This is a genomic window from Specibacter sp. AOP5-B1-6, from assembly GCF_052376555.1.
In the GTDB taxonomy this organism is placed as follows: Bacteria; Actinomycetota; Actinomycetes; order Actinomycetales; family Micrococcaceae; genus Specibacter.
The window spans coordinates 1-17,603 of sequence record NZ_JBQSVT010000018.1; the positions used below are offsets into that span (position 1 = coordinate 1).

General features: G+C 60.0%; 13 protein-coding genes. 7 read left to right on the plus strand and 6 right to left on the minus strand.

Going from position 1 to position 17,603, the window contains the following annotated elements:
• Positions 1-52: 52 nt before the first annotated feature.
• The 3 genes from ACT3TS_RS10855 to ACT3TS_RS10865 form a co-directional block, all read right to left on the minus strand.
• Positions 53-835 (minus strand): TM2 domain-containing protein, encoded by a 783-nt coding sequence (locus ACT3TS_RS10855; protein ID WP_444531526.1) that lies wholly within the window; start codon positions 833-835, stop codon positions 53-55.
• Positions 836-952: 117 nt separating this feature from the next.
• The gene (locus ACT3TS_RS10860; RefSeq protein ID WP_444531527.1) at positions 953-1,798 is read right to left on the minus strand and encodes a hypothetical protein; all 846 of its coding nucleotides are present in this window, start codon (positions 1,796-1,798) and stop codon (positions 953-955) included.
• A 270-nt stretch (positions 1,799-2,068) separates the two neighbouring features.
• Positions 2,069-2,560, minus strand: coding sequence for a hypothetical protein (locus tag ACT3TS_RS10865; RefSeq protein WP_444531528.1), 492 nt, complete (start codon positions 2,558-2,560; stop codon positions 2,069-2,071).
• Between the two features lie 294 nt (positions 2,561-2,854).
• On the opposite strand from ACT3TS_RS10865, the gene ACT3TS_RS10870 reads away from it, so the two are divergent.
• Genes ACT3TS_RS10870 through ACT3TS_RS10880 form a run of 3 tightly spaced genes read left to right on the plus strand, consistent with a single transcriptional unit; the run spans position 2,855 to position 7,751 of the window.
• Complete coding sequence (locus ACT3TS_RS10870; protein ID WP_444531529.1) at positions 2,855-4,954, plus strand: hypothetical protein; 2,100 nt, start codon at positions 2,855-2,857, stop codon at positions 4,952-4,954.
• Between the two features lie 41 nt (positions 4,955-4,995).
• Positions 4,996-6,573: a class I SAM-dependent DNA methyltransferase gene (locus tag ACT3TS_RS10875; RefSeq protein WP_444531597.1), complete on the plus strand. Its 1,578-nt coding sequence runs from the start codon at positions 4,996-4,998 to the stop codon at positions 6,571-6,573.
• Positions 6,570-7,751: a restriction endonuclease subunit S gene (locus ACT3TS_RS10880; RefSeq protein WP_444531530.1), complete on the plus strand. Its 1,182-nt coding sequence runs from the start codon at positions 6,570-6,572 to the stop codon at positions 7,749-7,751. The genes ACT3TS_RS10875 and ACT3TS_RS10880 overlap by 4 nt, the downstream gene beginning before the upstream one ends.
• 102 nt (positions 7,752-7,853) lie before the next feature.
• Here the strand turns inward: ACT3TS_RS10880 and ACT3TS_RS10885 are convergent, their stop codons facing one another.
• Both ACT3TS_RS10885 and ACT3TS_RS10890 read right to left on the minus strand, forming a co-directional pair.
• Positions 7,854-8,594, minus strand: coding sequence for a Fic family protein (locus ACT3TS_RS10885; RefSeq protein WP_444531531.1), 741 nt, complete (start codon positions 8,592-8,594; stop codon positions 7,854-7,856).
• A gap of 570 nt (positions 8,595-9,164) precedes the next feature.
• Positions 9,165-10,949: a plasmid pRiA4b ORF-3 family protein gene (locus ACT3TS_RS10890; protein ID WP_444531532.1), complete on the minus strand. Its 1,785-nt coding sequence runs from the start codon at positions 10,947-10,949 to the stop codon at positions 9,165-9,167.
• A gap of 139 nt (positions 10,950-11,088) precedes the next feature.
• Here ACT3TS_RS10890 and ACT3TS_RS10895 point away from each other — a divergent pair, with 139 nt between their 5' ends.
• Complete coding sequence (locus tag ACT3TS_RS10895) at positions 11,089-12,099, plus strand: PDDEXK nuclease domain-containing protein (RefSeq protein ID WP_444531533.1); 1,011 nt, start codon at positions 11,089-11,091, stop codon at positions 12,097-12,099.
• Between the two features lie 33 nt (positions 12,100-12,132).
• On the opposite strand, the gene ACT3TS_RS10900 is transcribed toward ACT3TS_RS10895, so the two are convergent.
• A complete protein-coding gene (locus ACT3TS_RS10900; RefSeq protein WP_444531534.1) occupies positions 12,133-12,585 on the minus strand; it encodes an OsmC family protein in 453 nt (150 codons plus the stop codon).
• Positions 12,586-12,727: 142 nt separating this feature from the next.
• Between ACT3TS_RS10900 and ACT3TS_RS10905 the strand changes: the two genes are divergently transcribed.
• From ACT3TS_RS10905 to ACT3TS_RS10915, 3 genes are read left to right on the plus strand one after another with little or no spacing between them, the layout of a single operon-like run.
• Positions 12,728-15,973 (plus strand): type I restriction endonuclease subunit R, encoded by a 3,246-nt coding sequence (locus ACT3TS_RS10905; protein ID WP_444531535.1) that lies wholly within the window; start codon positions 12,728-12,730, stop codon positions 15,971-15,973.
• Positions 15,867-16,415, plus strand: coding sequence for a type II toxin-antitoxin system RelE/ParE family toxin (locus tag ACT3TS_RS10910; protein WP_444531536.1), 549 nt, complete (start codon positions 15,867-15,869; stop codon positions 16,413-16,415). Before ACT3TS_RS10905 ends, ACT3TS_RS10910 begins: the two co-directional genes overlap by 107 nt.
• A complete protein-coding gene (locus ACT3TS_RS10915) occupies positions 16,354-17,439 on the plus strand; it encodes a HigA family addiction module antitoxin (protein WP_444531537.1) in 1,086 nt (361 codons plus the stop codon). Before ACT3TS_RS10910 ends, ACT3TS_RS10915 begins: the two co-directional genes overlap by 62 nt.
• The last annotated feature ends 164 nt before the right edge of the window (positions 17,440-17,603 follow it).

The window sequence follows — 17,603 nt, forward strand, 5'->3', positions numbered from 1 at the left end:
CGGGGTTGGGGGGGGCCCACAACTGCGAAGTGACGGAATCGTTTGAGCGGCGTTAGCGCTTTTCTTCGATCCGCACGGACCAGGAGTCAAGGTTTGCTGCCTTGACGTCGAGGAAATAGTTGCCGGCCTTCTTGTGGATGGCCGTGGTGTTGCTTTCCGGCTTGGTGGCCATGATGACGGGGATGCCGCCTTCGACCATGATGTCGGTGCCTTCCTTCTCCAGGTAGATGGTGGCAATCGCCATGTCGGGGTCGGAGCCAATGAACTCATACACCATGCGGGTTTCCTTGCCCGAGAGCGCAAAGACCTGGCTGGCCTGATCTGCGGTGCCGCTCAGGGTGGCAACCTCAACCCAGCTTGCCTCGGCCGCAGGCTGCTCGGCGGGCTTCTCAGCCGGTTCCGGCGCGGCTTCCTGGACCGCCGGGGCCTTGGCCTCCGGAGCTGCGGGGGCTTCGATGCCTGATTCCACAACGGACTTGCCCGCCGACGCCCCGGCCACGCCACCGCTGATGCCACCCACCAGCATCAATGCCAGGGTCACGACGATGGCCACGACCTTGTGCTTGGAGTAACCGGCCAGCGGGTTCCCGGCCTTGTCGGTCTGCTTGCCGGCCAGCGTGATGATCAAATCGATCAAGACCCAGATGCCGAGTCCGCCCAGCGTGAACAGCTTCAGCAGGCCCGTGCCCACCTTGCCCAGATAGAAGCGGTCGACTCCCCAGTAGCCGAGGAGCAACGACAACAGCCAGGTCACCAGAAACGACTTAGAGCTCTCGTGCTTGACGGGGACGTACGGCGCCTGCTGCGGCGCTGGGGCATTCATATATTGCGACATGATGATTCCTTTCGGGCACGGCAAGGCTGCCGGTGCCGGTCTTTGGTGCTGATGTTTATTGGGGCTGGTTCGTGCTGGTTGGCAGGCCGTGTCCTGAACGGCCCGCCGCCTTCTGTGTTACTGCTTGGTCCACGACCCACAGCGTGTTGAGTTGAAGTCTTGTCCCGCTGACAGCGTCACGCTTGGCCGGCCACCACCGGGTATGTCGTTATTGATGATGTCGTCACCATTGCTGCCCGTGGTGTAGATGCCCCAATAGCACGTGGAGCCCACGTCGGCGTTGGCACGGTAGGTGCCTGGTTCTATGTCCACGCCCACTGTCCAGGTTCCGTCGGCAACGGTGTTGGCGGCCTTGGTTTTCTCTGCGCCGGTGACAGCATCCTCGCGCTTTTTGACGGCGGCTTCCCGTTCGGCGATCTTCTTGTCGGAGTCGCCTTCCTTTGTCTTGAGTGCCGTTTCAGCAGTCGTCACCGCGGTTTCCCGATCTTGCATGTCGGTCTCCTGCTGGTCCAGCTCTTCCTGCAGGCCGTCTCGTTGGGTCAGGTAGGTGTCCCGCTGTTTCGTTGTTGTTTGGGCTGACTGGTTCAATGCCACGTATTCTGCGCTGGCCGTTGGATCGGTAGTTGCCTTGCCACTCCAGAAGCCGCCTCCAACCAGGGCCGCACAGAAAAGCACCGCTGCCACCACCATGCCAATGTGTGGTTTGCGGCCACCTGACACTGTTTTGCCCGTTCCACCGGAACCTCCAGCTCGGGCGGCGCCAACTCGTGCAGACTTTTTGGCTTTCCTCGTCTTGGCCACCTTTCCCGTCGCAGCCATCGGACCAGTCGGCAGCGGCGGGACGCCGGCACTCGGAGGCCGCGGCGCCCCGGCTCCCGGCCCGGGTTCCCCGGCGGCCGGGGCAGTTTGGCCGGACACGGGCTTGCGCGTGTCCGTGGATTCAAATTGTTCAGGCTTGCTCATTACTTCCCCCAAAGGTAGCTGGCCGACCATTCGGCCAGTGGGTCAAAATTTGGTCTGCTGGACAGGCAACGCTTCCAGGTTCAAGGCATGTGATGGCGACAGCGTCCACTGGTGCCGCGGACCGGGAATTGTTCGAAATCGGTGGCAGTGGAAGCGGAAACAACATCCGCCATCGAACAGCCGGCATGGTGGCCCAATCGAATGCTTCCCCGACGGGAGCATCATTCGGCGGCACTTCTTCGCTCATCGCAACTCCTGTTTTCGGGGCAGCTATTTGGCTGCGGTTTCCACAATGATGTTCAACCCGTTGTCCGGGTGGTAAGTCCACGAAGCGCTGAATCCCGACCACTCGGCGGACTTGGTTCCGTCCAGCGCACGGGTCGAGTCGATTTTGTTGAAAATACTCTCTGGAGAGGCCAATTCGGTGAGCACGCACACCACCGTCGCCATGCTGGTTCCCGTTGATTCCTCACCGGTTGTTTGCAAGCTCAGGCTCTTGCCCTCATCCATGACGTCCACACCAGCGGTGTCCGCGGCCGAACATGCTTCCACCGCTTCCGAGATCGCGTTGGATTTGCTGACAGCACCGCCCACTGCGCTGCCGAGTGCGCCCATCAGAAGCCCAATTGCCACCCCAATCACCAGGCCGCCCAAACCAAAGAGCAACGGTTTCTTGCTCTTGCGCATCGGGGCAGGGGGACCCTGCTGCATCCAGTGGGGTGCCGGCGCCTGCCCGGCCGGCGGTACTGGTGGGGCTGTCATGACTTCTCCTGATGACGGTTAACCCTGGTGCGGGTGATGGTTCGAGCTGTGTGTCCGTAGTTTGGCAGGAGGGTCTGACATTCCAGATCGTTCCGGGAACCGTCGAGCCCGCCCCCAATAGCCGGCCTCGCAGCAACCTCACCAAACATCTTCTCGGTGCTCATGAAATGACTGTAAGCCGCCCCGAAGCCGCCATCGTCACGTAGCTTTGATAACCCGGGTTATCAACATATCCACATGGTTTGTCCACAGACGTTCTAGAATGGAAACCACACGAGAGACAAGGAGATCTGCATGAGCGCCAAGACGGGACATTCCCAGACGACAAAAGCGCTGCCCGGGCAGCAATTGCAGATCACCCTGTCCGACATTGCCCAGCTCGCCCGGGTCCAACGCCCCGTGGTTTCGATGTGGCGCTCGCGTAGCAAGAACTCAGATACGCCGTTCCCGCCGGCGGTTGCCACGCATGATCGGCAAGAACTTTTCGATGCCGTTGAAGTAACTACATGGCTGGCCGCGACCGGTCGGGGCAATAATCCCCACGCCGCGGAAGATGCAGCAGCTTTCGCCGCACCGCTGGGCCCGGAAACCAAGCACATCCATTTCGCTGGCCTGACAGCGCTCATTGCCCTGCGCACACTCACGGACGCGCCATTGGGGAGCCAGGACGCCGATGTTCTCCTGGATTCTGCCGATGAATATGATCCCGATGATGAGTTCTTATTCGCCGAGATCGAAGCCCTTGGTCCCAACCTCCTGAACCTGGCTGCCTACGCCGATCTCCTGACGGATGCTTCCTACACGGCGTCAGCCGCATTCGAACGACTGCTCGGCGACAGGTTCCGTGCGGGTCCTCCGGTCCAGGCGAACACCATGCTGACGTCGGAGGCCATCGAGCTACTGGCCGCAACGGCAGTGGAACTGGCTGCGAACAGCGAGCAGGATCCCGTATTCACGGACGACGGCGGCAGCGACTTTCTGCTGGCCGTCGCCGACATTCTGGGTGAGGCAGCCCCGGCCACCTTGTGCGTGGGAACGTTGGCTTCCGATTCAGCGAGGCTTGCCCGCAGGAGAATGCGGGTGCATGGCCAGTCCAAGGAAAACCTGCAGGTCACCAACCATGCGGGTTCCGGCCACCAAGAACGGGCAAAGGTTCGCTTGGCGCAGTTCCCTTCTCCTTCGTTTCCCACCTCGGATGCCGTGGAAGTGCTGACCGCCATCGACAACATCTCCCTGGACATGGATGATCAGGCCTGTGCCGTTGTGCTGGCTCCGGCCCCCATCTTGACCGATTCGCTGCAGCGCACGACTCATAATCGTGAGGCGGAGGCGATCCGTTCGGACATCCTGCGTTCGGATCGCGTCCGGGCAATCGTCCGCCTGCCACAAGGGCTCCTTCCTTCTCGTCCGCGCCAGGCCCAAGCGTTGTGGGTCCTCGGTCCAGCTCATGCCAACGTCACCATTGCCGATCGTTGGACCATGGTCGCCGATCTTTCGAGGCAGGAAATGACGGCGGACGTCAGGGCGGATCTGGTGGGTGACCTGGCCGCATCGATGGGCAGCCGCGACCACGTCCGGGCTCATTCATTCCGCTTCGCAAAGCTCGTGCGGACACGTTCCTTGCTGGCCAGGCAAGGAGCTCTGACAGCGGCGGCCCAGTCCCCCGAGATTCCCGATCTTCCGGCGGTCGCCGCGAACGCTGCCGCTTCAGAGCTGATTCAAGCCGAGAGTATTTTGGACGCCCTCAACGAGACCCACGCAGCCCCGCTGCACATGGACTTGCTCGCCGAAACGCGCCCGGCACTCACTCCTACAACGGTTGGCGCAGCCATCACCGCCGGCTCCCTGAAATACCTGCCCGGCCGCCGGCTTGCGGACGGTCACTTGGAACCGCCGCTACCGGGGCGCGCCCAGTTCACTGTCATTGGGGTCGAAGAGCTCAGCGGCGAGCTGGCTCACGAAGCCCGCAAGGTCAGCCAGCTGGTCTTTGCCAACGCTTACCCCCAGGGCCGCCTGACGGAACCGGGCGACGTCATCTTCGCAACCGGAGCGCAAGCCGGCGCCATGGTGGATGAGGCGGGGGCCGCCGTCGTACTTTATCCGGCAAGGATCCTGCGCATCAGCGCCAAGAACGCAAACGGATTGCTCCCTGCGGTTCTGGCCCAGGACCTAGCGGGCCCGCCTGGTGATTGGCGGCAATGCCCTGCACGCAGAATGCACGACGGCGCCAAACCCGCCTTGAGCGGGGCGTTGGCTGCGGTGGCGGCAGAACGTCGGAGGCTGGCGGTACGGTTACAACAGTTGGATGAGCTTTCCGAGCTGCTGCTCGATGGCGCTGTGCAGGGAAGTTTTTCGGTATTGAATTTTGGCATGACTACGGAGGGAACCAGCTAGTGGCTGCGAAGAAGGCAAAGGTTGAGGCGCTGCCCTCAACCATGAAGGAACTGAAGGACACGCTGTGGAAGGCCGCGGACAAACTGCGCGGGTCCATGGATGCTTCGCAGTACAAGGACGTCATCTTGGGGCTAGTGTTCCTGAAGTACGTTTCCGACGCTTTCGACGAGCGCCGCGAGCAGATTCGCACCGAACTGGCCGCTGAGGGCTTGAACGAAGACCAGATCGGGCAGCTCATTGACGACGTTGATGAGTACACGGGCCGTGGCGTGTTCTGGGTTCCGGCCCGGGCACGGTGGACGTACCTCACAAGAAATGCCAAAGGCACGATCGCGTCTATGGGAGAGCCCGCCAAATCCATCGGTGAATTGATCGACGACGCCATGGCCTTGATTATGGAGCGGAACCCGACACTAAATGCAACACTTCCCATGATGTTCAATAAGGACAACATGGACCAACGCCGCCTCGGGGAACTTCTAGACCTGCTCAACTCCGCCAAGTTCGCGGGCGGGGGCGCCACGAAGGCCCGCGACCTGTTGGGCGAAGTGTACGAGTACTTCCTGGAGAAGTTCGCCCGCGCGGAGGGCAAGCGCGGGGGCGAGTTCTACACACCAGCGGGCGTGGTTCGCGTGCTCGTGGAAGTTTTGGAGCCCACTCACGGCCGCGTATATGACCCAGCTTGTGGTTCAGGCGGCATGTTTGTGCAGGCAGAGAAGTTCCTTGAATCGCACAGCAAGGAGGGCTCCGACATATCTGTCTTCGGACAGGAATTGAACGAGCGGACCTGGCGCATGGCGAAGATGAACCTAGCCATTCACGGTCTCAATGGAAAACTTGGTACAACTTGGGGTGACACCTTTGCCCGCGACTTGCACCCTGACATACAGGCCGATTTCATCATGGCCAACCCTCCGTTCAACATCAAGGATTGGGTCCGTTCAGAGTCTGACGCTCGCTGGAAGTATGGTGTTCCTCCGGCAGGCAATGCGAACTATGCGTGGATCCAGCACATCATTTCGAAGCTGTCCGACATCGGCACTGCTGGAGTAGTCATGGCCAATGGCTCTATGTCCTCCAATTCCGGAGGCGAGGGCGAGATCCGCGCCCAGTTGGTTGAGGCCGATCTGGTCTCCTGCATGGTAGCCCTGCCCACCCAATTGTTCCGTTCCACCGGGATCCCCGTGTGTACATGGTTCTTCGCGAAGGACAAAACAGCTGGTGCCGCAGGATCGGTTGACCGGACAGGTCAGGTTTTGTTCATCGATGCCCGGAACTTGGGCCACATGGTCGATCGCGCGGAGCGTGCTTTGAGCGATGAGGACATCGCGAAGATTGCTGGAACCTTCCACGCCTGGCGCGGATCGGCGTCCGCTGCTGATTCCGGTTTGGAGTACAACGACGAATCCGGCTTCTGCAAGTCAGCCACCTTGGCGGAGATCAAGGCCGCCGACTACGCCCTGACCCCCGGTCGGTACGTTGGTGCTGCCGAAGTGGAGGACGACGGCGAGCCGATCGAGGATAAGATCGCGCGCCTTTCCGCGGACCTGTTTGCCCAGTTCGACGAGTCCGAACACCTGGCTGCTATTGTGCGTGAGCAGTTAGTGAGGATTTCATGAGCGACTGGCAGTTAACTTCCGTCGGTGCCGTTTCTACTCGCGTTACCAAAGGGACGACACCGAAAGTGGGTGGCTACACGACTCGCGGCATTTCATTCGTTAAAGTCGAATCGATTACAGCTGAAGGCCAGTTCATTCCGGAGAAATTCGCTCACATCAACGAAGAGACAAACCTGCTCTTGGCGCGCTCCATTCTCCAAGAAGACGATCTCCTCTTTTCGATTGCTGGGACCATCGGGCGAGTTGCTCGCGTCTCAGCACAGTTTCTTCCCGCTAATACAAATCAAGCACTCGCCATAATACGACCGGATAAAGCCAAAATTGATGTTGGCTTCTTGCTTTATTGCCTTCGCGACAAAATCCGAATTCAAGATGCTTTGGCTCTTGTTGTTCAGTCGGTCCAGGCCAACCTGAGTTTGTCTGAGCTTTCATCCATTCAAATTCCCCTGCCACCTCTCCCAGAACAGCAAGCCATCGCAGAAGTCCTAGGCGCCCTCGACGACAAGATCGCCGCCAACTCCAAACTCGCTGCAACAGCTGACGAGTACATCAGGGCAAGTCTTGCCGAACTGATGGCAGACGCTACTGACCTCATCACAATCGAGAACCTGGCAACCAATCGGAAAGAGCTAACGGATCCTAATAGCTTGGACCCAAGCGACAATTACGTCGGTTTGGAACATATTCCGCGTCGATCAATGTGGCTGCACGCGGCGGGTACTGCGGACGCTGTTACGAGCACAAAAGCAAGCTTCCATGCAGGGGACATTCTTTTTGGAAAGCTCCGACCATATTTCCACAAGGTGATCTCGGCACCGTTCGCGGGGGTCTGTTCTACTGACATTCTCGTACTGACACCACTGTCAGCTGAACTGTCCGGCTTCGTACTGGCCAGCGTAGCCAGTGACTTCGTCGTAGAACGCGTAACAGCTGCCAGCGAAGGAACTCGTATGCCACGGACAAGCTGGAAGGATCTAGCAGCTGTCGAGGTCGCATGGCCAGGGGCTGACAAAGCCCGAGAATTTAGCGTCGGCGTCGCCACCCTTAGAGAGACCATCGAAAGCCTTGTCCTCGAAAACAGGGTTCTTGCCGCAACCCGCGACGCGTTGCTCCCCCAGCTAATGTCGGGCAAGTTTCGTGTCAAGGATTCCGAATCGGCTGTTTCGACAATGATCTAACGGCAACTCCAAGTTTTCTCCAAGTTCAATTTGGACTTGGAGAAAACGTGAAGTTGCGTTCCCACGCTGCGCCGGGATGCTGTGGTCGAAACCCAGTCCGACCTACGCTCCACCCTGCAATTTCTGGACCAAGTCCGGTGTTGCACGCCAGATGTACTGCTTGCCACTCTTGGAGCGGAGCAGGAGCCCGCGTTTCTCCAGAGCCGCAAGGTCGTGGCGTGCCGTCGCTCCTGAGGTTGCATAGGCACCCGAATACCATCGAATGTTGGCCACAGTGGATGGATCTTTCGACACCAGCTCCAGGAAGGCAATCTGCCGATGATTAAACTCTCCACGAGCTAGGTGCAGCAAGGCGCGCACATTGACCAGCTCCTGAGCCTTCCTTTTCAGGTAGGCGGTGAGATCATCCAGCGCCCTGTCAACGACCTGCACGTGATACAGCAAGAAATAGGTGAGGTCGCCGTCGTCGTCCTCTGGTAAAAGATAGGAACGCGCGTACTGCCCCGGAGCCTTTCGTAGAATCCTGGAAATCGTGATGAACTCAGCTAACCAATAACCCTGATGGAGCATGCTCCAGTAGAACAACGCCCTAGCAGTTCGCCCGTTCCCATCCGCGAAATAGTGGTCGTAGCCCATCATGAAGTGCAGCACGATGGCCCTGACAACGGGCGGCATGTAACTGCCGTCTCCGGCGTCTCCATTTGCAAAGTCGCAAAGCGCCTGAAGCCGCCGGGGCAATTCCTCAGCTGGCGGGGGTGCATGAAGCAATTGTTCGTCATCTCCCCACACTCCAACCCTCTGAACGCCGGGTTGCTCCAAACCGTCCCGCGTCGTCAGGATCATCCAACGTGCCATCCGTTACGATGCGATGAAGCTCGAAAACCAGCTCGGGAGTCAACTTCTGATCCCGAATCTGCCGAATATGCTTCATGGCCAAGAAATTGTTGAGAATCATCCGCTCGCTGTTTGTGACAGGCTTTCGGCCGCTTTGCAGCATATCCTTCGCCACCCGACGATAAGTCGATGCGCCCTCGCATACGGCGCGGGGCACGTACGGCATCGGCGCTTTAGCGTCAGCGCCACACTTGGGCTCGCCCGCAACACCCTGTGGTCGAGTCTTCACCACGAGCAAATATCAACCAAGCCACGACACAATCCACCAGCTGTCCTGAGGCCCTTGCAAAGAAGCGCACGCTCGTGGGCCGGGCCCTCAAATACATGAGCGACAACGGATTGGAGCCCGGTGAACCGGAGACGGCCGAACTGGATCCCAAAGCATTGGAAAAGCGCACGGCGCGGTTCATTCCTCAGTTGCGGCGCGGCGAGTAGCTCTGCCCGCGGCAACTTTCGGCCGGGACTTGCCGGTCCGGCGTCGTCCATGAACGACAACGCCGGCCGGCCGCGGACTGTGGTTTAGAACAGCTCGGCAAGCTCCTCATCGAGGGCCTCGCGGTCGAACTCCTTCGGATCCAGGGTTTCCCCCAGCCCCATGCCCAGCCATTCCCGGTATTCGGTGTGCTCCTCGTGGGCGGGATCGTTGACAGCCGTCACAACGTTCTGCCAGCCCCAAGGGCCTCCGCAGTCTTCAGCCGGGCCCATCCCCCGACCCCCGGTGCAGCGCACAGCCGGCCCCGGGGCGAAAGGCAGGATCTTCTCCAGGATGATCATGTGACGCCAATTGTCGCCGAAATCGTAGGTATAGCCGATGCGGTCCTTCTCGGCGTTCAACAACTGGCCCACGGTCACAGCGGCCTCATCTTCAGGCATGGGATCGCCGAAGTCGTGCTCGGGGCCGATGGGACCGTAGGTGATTCCGTTGTAGCCGCCCACATTAAACTCGTGCAGGTGGTAGTCCACCCATTCAAAGCTTGCCTGGATAATGCTGTGCAGTTGTGCCAGAGTCAGGTCCGAACGCAGCACCAGCCGGCGCCATACCGGCGGCTTCGTATCCTCAACGGCCACCTTCAGCTGCAACAGCGGCACCGGATGGGTGGGTGCCGGGCCAGCATTGACGGAGCCCGGAAGCCGTGGGCTCGCGCCACCACCGTCTCCGACGTGCCGCCCCAGGGCCAGCAAAACCATAGGTACCAGAGCTGGCTGCACCCGCACGGCGCCATCCATGGTGACCACTCCCAACTGTTCCAGCTCCGCCATGCGCCGGCGCAGGAGCCGGCCAGCAAATTCGTCCATGCCCAAATTTTCCAGCGTGTCCGGGTTCTCCATCAGGGTCACCGGAATGGTGGACCTGTCCAACGCCGCGGCGTACAGCAACCCGGCCTGGGCCTCCGCGGCTGGTGCAACCCACGGCGCCCAATCCGGTTCCCCCACGACACTCACGGACAGGAAGTTAGCCATCAACCCGCGCAATGCCGCCAAGTGCGCCGGGTGCCCGTGGACCAGGATTGCCTCGGCGTTCGGGGTGGGCCACACCTTGGTAGATCCAATGTCGATAAAACCACCGCCCTCCAGCGCCGCCCAGATCTTGGACAGCAGGGGCAGCTCATGCATGGTCTTGACGATTAGAGGCGCACCAGGTTCCAGGCTCTCCGTGTTGAAGCCGGGTAAGTGCTGGCGTTTGGCGTTGCGTGCGGCCCCCTTGGCCACCAGGCCCACGGCCGCCGCGGCGCCTTCAATCTCCGCCAGCTTTAACGCGCCGGTAGATGTGACCTGCTTGCTGTCGCCAAGCCATTGCAGTACGGACCTCAGATGCGCGGCCAGTTGAGTTCCGGAGAGCGCGGCAAGTTCCTCTTCCGCACTCGGGCGCTGCGGCAGTGCCAGCTCGCCGGGCTCGTCGTCGTCGTCGTCGTCGTAAAACAGCGTGAACACCTGGCCCAGGTCCTCCGGGCTGCCGGTCCACCCCTTGGTTTCTTCAAGGAACAGCAAGTAGGTGCGGATGGCGACAAAGATGAACTCGGTATCCTCTTCAGCCTCAGCAGCGACAACGGCAGACATGGCCTGACCAAAGGCGAGAGGCTCAAAGCTGGTGACATCGGACGCCGGCACCAGCTTGAAGTAGGCAGATGCCAGCGCCCCCACGGCGTCGAGCAAGTCCTCAACTGCACCCTCCGGCAGGCCGGGCATGTCGTTGCACCATGCGGCGAACGCGGGGGCCACCGCGTCCACGGCCAGAACTGCCCGCCGTTCGCTGACTGATGTGGTCGATGCGTGGGCTTTGCTGCCCTTGTTATTCTTGGCCATCCCACAATGATGTCAGACCCTGCGTGTAGCTTCTGAGCATAGGAACATTGCAAGATTCGAAAGAGGTTTGCTCATGTCCAAGCACAACGACACAAATTAAGAAGCCCCGGCGTTTCCACCCACGCCGGTACGCAGCGGAATGCCTGATTGGTACCCCGACATGCTGGCATCGGTGGCGGACAGGGTTTCCACCGGGCGGGTCCGGGCCGTGGCGGCGGTCAACCGGGAACTTGTTGCCACGTACTGGAAGGTTGGGAAGGAAATCCTGGGGCGGCAAAGCCAGGAAGGCTGGGGAGCCAAAGTCATCGACCGACTCTCAGCAGACCTGCGAGACACGTTTCCAAGTGCTAAGGGATTCTCACCAAGAAACCTTAAATACATGCGTGTGTTTGGCGAGGTCTGGCCACGCGACTCAATTGTGCAAGCGCCTCTTGCACAATTGCCGTGGTACCACCACATCGCCCTGCTGGAGAAGCTCAGCGATCCCGAAACTCGCCTCTGGTACGCGGCTGCCGCCGTCGAACATGGTTGGTCCCGCAACGTGCTTGTCCACCAAATTGAGACGCGCCTGCACGAACGCTCGGGACAGGCCATCAGCAACTTCAAGGCCGTTCTTCCTGCAACTGATTCGGACCTTTTGCAGCAGACCATGAAGGACCCGTACATCTTCGACTTTGTGGCCATTACGGATCGGCACAATGAAGCGGAGCTGGAATCGCAGCTCGTCGACCACGTTGAGAAGTTCCTGCTGGAACTCGGCCAGGGCTTTGCTTTCGTGGGCAGACAGGTCCGACTGGTGGTCGGCGGGGACGAATTTATTGCCGATCTGCTGTTTTACAACTTCCGACTCCGCAGTTTTGTGGTGGTTGAGCTCAAGGCCGGAAAGTTTGACCCGGGATTCCTCGGCCAGCTGGGCTTGTACATGGCCGCGGTGGATGACCTGATGGGCCATCCGGACGATAAACCGACCATCGGCCTGCTCCGGCGCAAGACCAAGAACAATGTGGTGGCAGAGTACGCCTTGCGCGGGTACAGCGCTCCGATTGGGGTTGCCGAATGGAAGACACAGATCGTGGACTCGCCGCCCGAGGAGTTCACATCAAGCCTGCCGGGCGTCGAGCTGCTGGAAGCGGAGCTGGGCGATCGGTGAGTGAAAGCAATTGCGCAACAGCGCGTGTATCAGTCAGTCCGTGGTGTCGCCGACGGTGACGTTGAGGGTATGTGCCACGGGGGTACCGCGTTCCACGGTCCGTGAGACGGTGCAGTACTTCTCGTGCGAGAGCCAGGCCAGTCGCTCCACCATTCCGGCAGCCTTGTGGCCGCCCTCGGTGTCGGGGAAGTTGATGTTGAACGCGAGGTTCAGGTTGTCCATGCGGGTGGCGCCGTCCTCGACCAGCTTGTCGCCGGCGGCAGTCACCGTGTAGCTGGTGGGCTCGGCGCTGCGGGCTGTGACGGTATCTACGTCGATCGACGAGCAGCCGGCAATGGCGGCCAGCAGCAATTCGACAGGGCTGAACAGGCCTTCGCCATGTCCGAACTGCATCTCCGCTCCCGAGGCATTCCGGACTGTATATACAGCGGTGGAGGTGCGGGTCAGCTCAACGGAACGCAGGGTGGATTCTTCTTTCTCACTCATGCCTCAATCATGCCACCGGCGGTGGCATGATTTTTGAACTGTGTCCCCTGATAACCCCGAATAACAGTTCACAACTGCACCAACGCAAGACCCTGCTGATAGCGTCATGACTAATCGAAGATCATCATTTGGGGAGAGCACCATGACGCTGGCAACCACCAGTTTTTCAGAAGCAGCTTGGGAAGGCCTGGCCCTTGACCAATTGGGCGAGCTGGGCTGGAAGCCAACCCGCGGCGAGGAAATAGCCCCGGGCACGGGGGAACGTGAGTCGTGGGCTGAACTGGTGATCCGGCGTCGTCTGCTTCTTGCCTTGCAAAAGTTCAACCCCACGGTGCCGGAACAGTATCTTCGCCAGGCCGTCGCTGAGATCGCCACCCCCAAATCCAACGACGCCCTCACCGAGAACCACCGGATCCACAAGTACCTCGTGGACGGGTACAGACTCAGCTACATCGACACCGATGGCAGAGAGAAGAACCCCACCATCCGGTTGGTCAGCAACGTCGCTGATGACAACGATTGGCTGGCCGTCAACCAGGTCACGCTCACCAACCGTGACCACAGCCGCCGTTTCGACATGGTGCTGTACCTCAATGGGATGCCCGTCAGTGCCATCGAGCTGAAGAGGGCCGGCAGCGAATCGGCCGATGTCGCCGCCGCCCACGCCCAGCTGCAAACGTATCTGCGCGAATTTCCCATGGCGTTCAGGTTCAACGTCCTGAACCTCATCTCCGACGGGATCATCGCCAAATTCGGCACCGCGTTTACGCCCCTCAATCACTTCTCCCCGTGGAACGTGGACGACGACGGAGTTCCCGTCCCGCCGGGTGCCATGCTGGACGGCGACGTCATCAGCGCCTTGGACACCGCCCTGGACGGCTTGTATAACCAGGAACGATTCCTGCAGCTGTTGAACTCCTTCACCGCCTTTGACTCCGGGGCGGAAGGACTGGCCAAGCGGATCACCAAGCCGCACCAGTACTTTGCCGTTACCAAGGCCGTTGGCAGCACCATCGAGGCGGTTCGTTCCAACGGCGAATCCCGCGGCAAGGCCGGCGTCGTCTGGCACACCCAGGGTTCGGGCAAGTCCATGGAGATGGAGCTTTACACCAACCAGGTGATGCGTCGCCCGGAACTGCGCAACCCCACAGTTGTTGTGATTACGGACCGAAATGAGCTCGATGGGCAGCTCTTTGAGGGTTTCTCACGAAGCCTGTTGCTGCCCGAATCGCCGCAGCAGATCCGCCGCCGCTCCCAGCTCCGCGAGGAACTGAGCAACCGAGTCACCGGCGGCATTTACTTCACCACGCTGCAAAAGTTTGGCCGCAGCAAGGGCGAAAAGGACGCCGGATCCGATCATCCGTTGCTGTCCGACCGCAAGAACATCATTGTGATTGTCGATGAGGCGCACCGCAGCCACTATGACGATCTGAACGGTTATGCCAGGCATCTCCGCGACGCCCTGCCCAATGCCACGCTCATCGCCTTTACCGGTACTCCCATTTCCTTTGCGGATAGGGACACCCGGGAGGTATTTGGCGGGTACATCGACATTTACGATCTCTCCCGCGCCGTGGAGGACGGGGCCACGGTTCCTGTGTACTTTGAGCCGCGGCTGATCAAGGTCGGTTTTGCCGACGGCATGTCGGAAGAGACGCTCGACGATTCCGCCGATGAGGCCACGCTGGGACTCGATGAGACGGAGCGGGCCCGCATTGAGGCCAGTGTGGCCGTGGTCAATGCCGTGTACGGAGCCCCCGAACGCATCGCGGCACTTGCCCAGGATTTGGTGACCCATTGGGAGAACCGCCGCGGCCAAATGTCCAAGTTCATCGAGGCTCCGGGCAAGGCCATGATCGTAGGTGGGACACGGGAGATCTGCGCGAAGCTGTATGCGGCCATCGTGGAGCTTCGTCCTGACTGGCACGCCGATGAGCTTGATCGGGGCAAGATCAAGGTGGTCTATTCCGGCACCGCCTCTGATGTTCCCCCGGTATCCAACCACGTGCGGCGCGATTCGCAGAACGCCTCGGTCAAGGAGCGTCTCAAGGACGTCGACGACGAGCTTGAGCTGGTGATCGTCAAGGACATGATGCTCACCGGGTTCGACGCCCCGCCGCTGCACACCCTCTACCTGGACCGTCCGCTCAAGGGCGCCCTGCTCATGCAAACCTTGGCCCGCGTGAACCGAACCTTTCGCGGCAAGGAAGACGGCCTGCTGGTGGCCTACGCCCCGCTGGCAGACAACCTGACGAGCGCCCTGGCCGAATACTCGGATTCCGACCGCGCCAAGAAGCCTGCCGGCAAGAACATCGAAGAGGCCATCGGCATGGTCCACGAGTTGGTGGCACAATTGCGCCAAATCCTCACCGGACATGACTGGAGGGCCACGCTCATGAAGGGTGGGCCCAAAGCGTTCCTCAACGCCACGTGGGGAGCGGTGAATTACTTGCGGGACCCCCTGACGCCTGGCAACGCCGTCGTACCTTCTTCTTCCGCTTCCACTTCCGCGGACGACGCCGGACACGAGACTTTGGCGGGTAGCTACCGGAGGGATTCGTCCCGGCTGGCGCGGGCATGGGCGCTCTGTTCGGGGTCCGATTCGCTGGAGCCGTTGCGCCCCGAGGTGGCTGTCTACGAGGAAATTCGCGTGTGGATGGCCAAACTGGACGCCGATGACCGGCAGTCTCGTGGCGAGCCCATCCCGGAGGAAATCCAGCGCATGTTGGGACAGTTGATCGCCGAGGCAACGGCAACCGGTGAAGTCCTGGATATTTACGATGCTGCTGGGATGCCGAAGCCGTCGCTGGGTGATCTGACACCGGAATTCATTGCCAAGGCTCAGAAGGCCCGGAATCCGCAGTTGGCCATTGAGGCGCTGCGGAAATTGATCTCCGATGAGTCGGCGAAGACAACTCGAAACAATGCCATTCGGGCCCGGGCTTTCTCGGAACGAATTGCCGAGCTGATGCGCAAATACACCAACCAACAGCTTTCCTCGGCTGAGATCATTGCGGAACTGGTGGAGCTGGCCCGTGAGGTGGCCGCCGAAGCGGACCGCGGAAAGACCTTTGATCCGCCACTGGGGTCGGACGAGCTGGCCTACTACGACGCCGTTTCGGAGAACGAATCGGCCGTTGATGTCATGGGCAAGGGTGTTCTGGCCGAGATTGCGCGGCAACTGGTGCAGATCATGCGCCGCGACGTTCGCACGGACTGGACGGTGCGTGAGGACGTCCGCGCCAAGCTGAGGTCCTCCATCAAACGGCTTCTGGTCCTGAATGGCTACCCGCCGGACAAGCAGCCAGCCGCGATCAAGCTGGTCATGGAGCAGATGGAATCCATGGCGCCGAGGTACGCGGAAGAACGGTCATCACCCGTCGGGTGATGGCCGACTTGCCGAAGTTCAAAGCAAAGGACTATGCTTATATCACCCCAGGGGTGACGAAGGGTTGCTTGTGAAAGTGGATTTCGCTACTGAAGACTTGCGGAGGCTGTACACAGACCCGAACTTCCGCTTGCCTCGGATCGCTACAGAGGTCGTGCGTGCTTACCAAAAGAAGGTTACGTTGCTCGTTGCCGCCGGCAAACTGCGCAATTTCAAGTCACTTCACCTCGAGAAACTAGTTGGGGACAGGGCAGGAGACCACTCCATCCGGCTCAATAAAAAATGGAGGATCATCTTGCACTTCCGGTCAGATGAAAAGGGCAGCAGGTCCTTGTCCTTGAACTATCCGATCACTACAAATAACAGGAAAGGAGGATCTCATGACCACCCAAGAACTCCTCCCGCCAGCAACAGCGTTCCCCGCAGGCGAATACCTTCGTGATGAAATTGAAGCTCGCGGATGGACCATTAGCGAGTTTGCAGAAATCATGGGCCGGCCGGTGCAGGCCATTTCTGAGATCCTCAACGGTCACAAGCAGATTACGCCGGCCACGGCGAGCGAAATCGCCCACGCCACTGGAACCGATGCCGCAACGTGGCTGAATTTGCAGTCAATTTACGACCTGTGGTTGTTGCGACAGACTGACGATCCAACACGCCTCGACGAAGTTTCCCGCCGGGCACGCCTTGCGACGCTTGTGCCGATCAACGAACTGAAAAAACGCAAAATCATTCCCGACAGTCGGGATCTGGACGTCATTGAACCGGCTGTCATGAAGTTTCTGGGCGTCGCTTCATTGGACGAGCCCCCACTATTTTCCATCGCGGCTCGCAGATCCAACGCAGGCGACGTGTTTTCGGCAGCACAGAACGCATGGCTTGCCTGTGCACGAAACATGGCGGCTGGGCTCAAAACCAAGCCGTACTCCCGAGATGGGCTGGAGGAACTTGCCTCCAGAATTCGCGAGGAAGTCGCCTCCCCCGAAGATTTAGCTTCCCTGCCCGCAAAATTCAGTGAGGTGGGTGTGAAGTTGGTGCACGTATCTCCATTCAAGGGAAGCAAGATTGACGGTGCAGCTTGGCAGTTACCTTCGGGGCCAACCATCGCGTTGTCAGCTCGGATCAGCAGGTTTGACAGTGTCCTCTTTACTCTGTTGCACGAGGTTGCACACATCGTCTTGGGGCATGCCGAAAACGGTCCCACGGTCGACAGTGACTTTGAAGCCGATTCCGAAAATGAAACAGCTGCCAATCAACGCGCCAATGACTGGCTGCTTCCCGGGCTCGTCAGCATCCCCGAGCCGCTATCCGCCGCAAACGTATCAGCCGCCGCCCGAGCCGGCGGAGTCCATCCGGCCATTGTGGTGGGAAAACTGCAACACACGGGTCGATTGCCATGGACACATCTGCGCAAGCTTGTGCCAGATGCAAGAGTATTTGTGGAGACATGGCCAAGCGGCCCATAGCCCAACTGCGGCAACTCACCATCCGCGAATAAGGCGCCAGTGCACTCCACAAACACCCAACCCCCAAGTCCCAACTCCCAAAAAAGTTGGCAGTTCATTGGGAGTTGGTTTTCAGCCTCTCAGTGGCGGAGCATCCTAGGCGCAGTCGCCACTGCCCCTGGCGC

Coding starts and splice junctions, on each gene's coding strand:
- ACT3TS_RS10905 (WP_444531535.1), top strand. CDS start 12,728: ATGACGCTGGCAACCACCAGTTTTTCAGAAGCAGCTTGGGAAGGCCTG.
- ACT3TS_RS10910 (WP_444531536.1), top strand. CDS start 15,867: ATGGCTACCCGCCGGACAAGCAGCCAGCCGCGATCAAGCTGGTCATGG.
- ACT3TS_RS10865 (WP_444531528.1), bottom strand. CDS start 2,560: ATGACAGCCCCACCAGTACCGCCGGCCGGGCAGGCGCCGGCACCCCAC.
- ACT3TS_RS10875 (WP_444531597.1), top strand. CDS start 4,996: ATGAAGGAACTGAAGGACACGCTGTGGAAGGCCGCGGACAAACTGCGC.
- ACT3TS_RS10900 (WP_444531534.1), bottom strand. CDS start 12,585: ATGAGTGAGAAAGAAGAATCCACCCTGCGTTCCGTTGAGCTGACCCGC.
- ACT3TS_RS10880 (WP_444531530.1), top strand. CDS start 6,570: ATGAGCGACTGGCAGTTAACTTCCGTCGGTGCCGTTTCTACTCGCGTT.
- ACT3TS_RS10855 (WP_444531526.1), bottom strand. CDS start 835: ATGTCGCAATATATGAATGCCCCAGCGCCGCAGCAGGCGCCGTACGTC.
- ACT3TS_RS10915 (WP_444531537.1), top strand. CDS start 16,354: ATGACCACCCAAGAACTCCTCCCGCCAGCAACAGCGTTCCCCGCAGGC.
- ACT3TS_RS10895 (WP_444531533.1), top strand. CDS start 11,089: ATGCCTGATTGGTACCCCGACATGCTGGCATCGGTGGCGGACAGGGTT.
- ACT3TS_RS10890 (WP_444531532.1), bottom strand. CDS start 10,949: ATGGCCAAGAATAACAAGGGCAGCAAAGCCCACGCATCGACCACATCA.
- ACT3TS_RS10860 (WP_444531527.1), bottom strand. CDS start 1,798: ATGAGCAAGCCTGAACAATTTGAATCCACGGACACGCGCAAGCCCGTG.
- ACT3TS_RS10885 (WP_444531531.1), bottom strand. CDS start 8,594: ATGATCCTGACGACGCGGGACGGTTTGGAGCAACCCGGCGTTCAGAGG.
- ACT3TS_RS10870 (WP_444531529.1), top strand. CDS start 2,855: ATGAGCGCCAAGACGGGACATTCCCAGACGACAAAAGCGCTGCCCGGG.